At 52.6% G+C, this 1,708-nt stretch carries 2 protein-coding genes; both read right to left on the bottom strand.

Annotated features, from left to right (window positions below; all coding sequences use genetic code 11):
* The coding region (locus tag WM40_RS26780) for a hypothetical protein (RefSeq protein WP_157793829.1) at positions 1-326 on the bottom strand (326 nt) is incomplete at its 3' end.
* Positions 327-346: 20 nt separating this feature from the next.
* Positions 347-1,561: a hypothetical protein gene (locus WM40_RS28410; RefSeq protein ID WP_236693727.1), complete on the bottom strand. Its 1,215-nt coding sequence runs from the start codon at positions 1,559-1,561 to the stop codon at positions 347-349.
* Positions 1,562-1,708 lie beyond the last annotated feature (147 nt).

The following is a 1,708-nucleotide window of genomic DNA, read 5'->3' as shown; positions in this document are numbered from 1 at the left end:
GTGAGTTCCGGAAAAAATACCTGTAGCAATTGAAAACTGCATTGATTGGAAACAAAGCACGCATAGGCATACTCTCGCCACAATCGCTGTTCGATCAAGCGCATTTCCTTGTACATCGGCTCTAAGAAGATGCCGACCTTGATCGCTGGTCCGTCAATCAACCCTTCTACCAAGGTTGGAAACTGCTCGTGCGTTAAAACATATGCCGTCTCTGGACTGAGTCCCGGGATATTTCTGTTATGCATAACTGCATCAGCCAACTCATATAATGCAGCTGCACGAATATCGCGAGACTTCACCAAATAGCAGGGCGATTTTGAATTCATGGCACTTGCTTGCGACAATATTAATTTGTGAAGAAATCTGGAGAAAAGCGCTCACTCTCCTGTTCACGGAAACCATGCATTACCGCGATCGCCTCAAGAAATGCCTGATGAATGGGCGTAGAAATGCCCATAAGCATTTCGCAGAAAGCATTTAAATTTGGTGCCTGACCGATTTCCGCTTCACAAACACCTCGCCAGTTCTCTTCTTCCCGGCAAAGGTTGCCAAATTGACTCGCCGGCAGTACCTGCATGCCGTCGTCGCTTGCTTGTCTGCTGGTTTCGCACAGCCACCACCAAATGGCTGCGGCATTCGTACTGTGCGCATAGGATCGTTCTGGAATATCAACGAAAAATCCGTAAGGCAAATGGGCGCATTCGATGAAGCATTGATCGTTTCCCAAGGCAGCGCGTAAAAGATCGCGCACCGTTGCATGCACAAGGTCGAGGTCAACGTCATTGCTGATGTCGTCCAATTCTGCCGCATCACGTGCCACCGTTTCCGAATACGGCGCGGGCCCGGCATTGTCTTGTTCGGTAGCGTCAGCCAGGCGGGTTCGCTTTTCTCTGCGCGCGGCAGCTTTCATCTCACGCTTTTGCTGCTCCCGTTCGCCTTTCCTTCCCCGCGAAGTCAGGAGCATGCGAAACTCGATCGGCGTCAACTCGTGGTACTCGACGGCAAGGTCAGCCGCTTCGTCGAGCTGCAAGGGGTCGAGCTCGGTCTTCGCGGCAAAGTGGTGATAAATGCGTGAAATCAGTGCCTCTGCGGAGAACTCCCCCGTGCGGTCGAACTCAAGTTGCATGTCCAGGCATGCGGATTCAATTATCTCTTCGATATTTAGAGTGGCGGCTAGGCCCAGCATCTTTGCGATGCTTTGTAGTTTGTTGTAACCAGCCTGGATAAGCTTGCTATCCCTGCCCGAAAGCAGAAATGCCGCTTGCCCCAAGGATTGGAAATTTGTGGTGGCAAAGCGCCAGGACCATAATGTGCCACGCGACGTCGCGACGCCTTTTTGTGCGAGGTAATCGAGACAATCTTGCTGCGAAAGCTTTTCACCGCGCTGTTCGGAGATACGGTTCAAAATATTGACGTAGTTATTGGCCCGATCCCAAAAGCACATCGGTGCGCGTTGCTCGTTTTCGACCGTATGCGCAATTTCGATGTCGATGTCATCGACATAATCGGTCCAAATGCAGTCGGTCGCCGCAAAGCGCTCGTCTCCGGTCTCGGCGTGCAATTCCTTGATTGCGCGCAGACGCGTATTGCCGCCGGCGGCGAGCACGTAGCGCGATGCACCCGGACGCTGCGTGACCTTGATGGGCTGATCGATCCCGCGGTTGCGGATCGATTCCTTGATCTCCTCGAATTTCTCGTTGACCAGCGT

The organism is Robbsia andropogonis, from assembly GCF_000970345.1.
Lineage (GTDB): Bacteria > Pseudomonadota > Gammaproteobacteria > Burkholderiales > Burkholderiaceae > Robbsia > Robbsia andropogonis.
This window is presented reverse-complemented; position numbering and strand designations above follow the sequence as displayed.